This is a genomic window from uncultured Aquincola sp. (assembly GCF_964001545.1).
GTDB lineage: Bacteria > Pseudomonadota > Gammaproteobacteria > Burkholderiales > Burkholderiaceae_C > Aquincola.
The window spans coordinates 1-3,767 of record NZ_CAXFDV010000629.1; the positions used below are offsets into that span (position 1 = coordinate 1).

Here is a 3,767-nt window from a genome sequence, read left to right on the forward strand (position 1 = left end):
GGCGGTGGCCGAGGCGGTGGAGACCATGATCCGCGCGCTGGGCTTCGAGACCAGCAGCGCCCGCTCGGCCGCCGAGGCGTTGAAGGCCGACCTCACCGGCCACGACCTGGTGTTTTCCGACGTGCTGATGCCCGGCGGCATGGACGGCGTGGAACTGGCGCTGCGCCTGCGCGAGTTGCACCCCGGCCTGCCCATCCTGCTGACCTCCGGCTACGCCGGCGCGCCCGAGCGCGTGAGCCGGGCGGGCTTTCCGCTGCTGAGCAAGCCCTACACCGAAGAGGCTTGGCTGGCGGCGGTGCAGCGGTTGTTGAAGGTGGGTGTCGGGCCGTGAGGGCTGGCGGGCTGGAGAGAAGCGTCGTTCGCTGGGTCTTTGATTGACGCCAATGTGTGTTATGTCAACCCATCCGTGGTGATGAACCGTTCGACGCTGGACAGCATGTCAAGCCGCCCTGCCGGCCCGCCGGCGCGGGAGCAAAGGCCCGAACAGGCGTACGAAGCGCCTGCATCTCCGGGCCTGTGCGCGCCGCGCCCGGGTTCCAATCCGCACACGGATGCGACCTCCTTGTTCGCCCGTTGGAACCCGGCATGCTGGCAGCCCCCCCTACTCCTGAAGAACCTGCACGCCTGGCTCTGCTGCGTGCGCTCGACCTGCTGGGCGCGGCGGTCGATCCCGGCTTCGAAGCCATCACGCGGCTGGCGGCGCGGCTGCTGCGCGTGCCCATCGCGCTGGTGTCCATGGTGGGCGAAGACCGGCAGTGGTTCCGGGCCGCCACCGGGCTGCCCGGCGTGGCCGGCACCGCGCGCGATGTTGCTTTCTGCAGCCATGCCCTGCTGGGCGATGGCCTCTTCATCGTGGTCGATGCACTGGCCGACCCGCGCTTTGCCGACAACCCGCTGGTCACCGGCGAGCCGGGCATCCGCGCCTACGCCGGCATGCCGCTGCGCAGTGCCGAAGGGCATGCGCTGGGCACGCTGTGCGTGATCGACCGGGTGCCGCGCGAATTCGACGCCGAAGAGCTGCAGACGCTGCAGGAGCTGGCCGGCGTGATCCGCCGCGACCTGCTGCAGCGTGAGGCCACACTGTGCGCCCGCCAGCTGGCCCAGGCCCATGCCGAGGTGGTGAGCGCCAGTGAAGCGCTGTACCACGCCACCTTCGAGGCGGCGCCCATCGGCATCGCGCTGGTGGGTCTGGACGGCCGCTGGCTGCGCCTCAACCCGCGGCTGTGCAGCCTGCTGCAGCGGACGGCGGACGAGCTGTTCACCCTCTCCTTCCAGCAGATCACCCACCCCGACGACGTGGCGGTGGACCTGGGCCATGTGCACCGCCTGCTGGCCGGCGATGCCGACCGGTACACGCTGGAAAAGCGCTTCCTGCTGCCGGATGGCGGGCTGCTGTGGGGCCAGCTCACCGTCACGCTGGTGCGTCGCGAAGGCCGGCCGCTGCACTTCATCTCGGTGGTGGAAGACATCGGCGCCCGGCGCGAGGCCGAGGCCGCGCTGCGCGGCCTGCATGCCGAGCTGGAAGAGCGGGTGCAGGAGCGCACCGCCGCCCTGGCCGAGAGCGAGCACCGGCTGCAGGAGATCGCGGACAACCTGCCCGTGCTCATCGGCTACATCGACACCGAGCAGCGCTACCGCTTCAGCAACCGCACCTACGAGCAGTGGTTCGGCCTGTCGCCGCAGGCGATGCGCGGCCAGCCGATGTCCGAAGTGCTGGGCGAGGCCTTGTATGCGGCGCGGCTGCCGCGCTTTCTGGCCGCGCTGGCCGGCGAGCGGCAGCTGTTCCAGGAAGACCTGGTGCTCAAGGGCCGCCGCCGCTTCATGCAGACGGTGTACGTGCCCCACCACGACGCCAGTGGCGAAGTGGCCGGCGTCTATGTGCTGGTGACCGACCTCACGCCCCAGAAGCTGGCCGAAGAACGGCTGGCCGAACTGGCCGTGACCGACGCCCTGACCGGCCTGCCCAACCGCCGCGCGCTGGACGAGCACCTGGCCGGCGCACTGGCGCGGGCGCGGCGGCGCGGCGAACCGGTGGCGCTGCTGTTCGTGGACGTGGACCGCTTCAAGGCGGTGAACGACGCCCATGGCCATGGCGCGGGCGATGCGGTGCTGCGGGAGTTCGCGCGCCGGCTGCGTGCGGCCGTGCGCGAAAGCGACGTGGTCGCCCGACTCGCGGGCGACGAATTCGTGCTGCTGCTGGAAAGCTCAGGCGCGGCCGGCGAGCTGGACCCGGTGTGCGTGGCCCGCAAGCTGCTGACGGCGCTGGCCGCGCCGATGGACATCGGCGCCGGACCCTCACCGGCCCAGGTGGGCGCCAGCATCGGCATCGCGATGTCGCAGCGTCAGGACACGCCCCAGCAGCTGCTGGAGCGGGCCGACCGGGCGCTCTACCGCGCCAAGGCGCAGGGGCGCAACACCTTCCACGCCGACCTGCCGGCAGCGCCGGCAACCGAAGCCGCCGGCCTGCGCAACGATCTCAGGAAAATGCCGCAATGCCGGTGATGGCCCGGCCCAGGATCAACGCATGCACGTCGTGCGTGCCTTCGTAGGTGTTGACCACTTCCAGGTTCACCAGGTGGCGGGCGACGCCGAACTCGTCGCTGATGCCGTTGCCGCCCATCATGTCGCGTGCCAGGCGGGCGATGTCGAGTGCCTTGCCGCAGTTGTTGCGCTTCAGGATGCTGGTCACTTCCACCGCGGCGGTGCCGGCGTCCTTCATGCGGCCCAGCTGCAGCGCGCCCTGCAGGCCCAGGCTGATCTCGGTCAGCATGTCGGCCAGCTTCTTCTGGATCAGCTGGTTGGCGGCCAGCGGGCGGCCGAACTGCTTGCGATCCAGCACGTACTGGCGGGCGCGGTGGAAGCAGTCTTCCGCGGCGCCGATGGCGCCCCAGGCGATGCCGTAGCGGGCGCTGTTCAGGCAGGTGAACGGGCCCTTGAGGCCGCGCACCTCGGGGAAGGCGTTTTCCTCGGGGCAGAACACCTCGTCCATCACGATCTCGCCGGTCAGGCTGGCGCGCAGGCCCACCTTGCCGTGCACCGCGGGGGCGGTCAGGCCCTTCCAGCCCTTTTCCAGGATGAAGCCGCGGATCGCGCCTTCGTCGTCCTTGGCCCAGACCACGAACACGTCGGCGATCGGGCTGTTGGTGATCCACATCTTGGCGCCCGACAGGCTGTAGCCGCCGTCCACCTTGCGGGCGCGGGTGATCATGCTGCCGGGGTCGCTGCCGTGGTTGGGCTCGGTCAGGCCGAAGCAGCCGATCCACTCGCCACGGGCCAGCTTGGGCAGGTACTTCTGCTTCTGCGCCTCGGTGCCGAACTCGTTGATCGGCACCATCACCAGCGACGACTGCACGCTCATCATGCTGCGGTAGCCGGAGTCCACACGCTCCACCTCGCGTGCCACCAGGCCATAGCACACGTAGTTGAGGCCGGCGCCGCCGTACTGCTCAGGAATCGTGGCGCCCAGCAGGCCCAGCTCGCCCATCTCGCGGAAGATGGCCGGATCGGTCTTTTCGTGGCGGAAGGCTTCCAGCACCCGCGGGGCCAGGCGGTCCTGGCAGTAGGCGCGGGCGGCTTCCCGCACCGAGCGTTCGTCATCGGTCAGCTGCTGGTCCAGCAGCAGCGGGTCGTCCCAGTGGAAGCTGGCGCGGGTGTTCGAAGAAGTCATTTCGTTGTCTCTCGTGATGCGGGTGGACCTGCCCGGAATCTACGCCCCAAATCGGCGCAGGGCAAACGACTTGTGTGCAAGCACATGTGCGTAACATGCA

At 69.8% G+C, this 3,767-nt stretch carries 3 protein-coding genes; 2 read left to right on the forward strand and 1 reads right to left on the reverse strand.

Annotated features, from left to right (window positions below; all coding sequences use genetic code 11):
• Nucleotides 1-331, forward strand: a 331-nt coding sequence (locus ABNT58_RS21980; RefSeq protein ID WP_348755540.1) for a response regulator, incomplete at its 5' end; no start/stop codon positions are given.
• Nucleotides 332-585: 254 nt separating this feature from the next.
• A complete protein-coding gene (locus ABNT58_RS21985) occupies nt 586-2,502 on the forward strand; it encodes a diguanylate cyclase (RefSeq protein ID WP_348755541.1) in 1,917 nt (638 codons plus the stop codon).
• On the opposite strand, the gene ABNT58_RS21990 is transcribed toward ABNT58_RS21985, so the two are convergent.
• Nucleotides 2,477-3,667, reverse strand: a complete 1,191-nt coding sequence (locus ABNT58_RS21990; protein ID WP_348755542.1) for an acyl-CoA dehydrogenase — start codon at nt 3,665-3,667, stop codon at nt 2,477-2,479. The genes ABNT58_RS21985 and ABNT58_RS21990 overlap by 26 nt on opposite strands.
• Nucleotides 3,668-3,767: the final 100 nt, after the last annotated feature.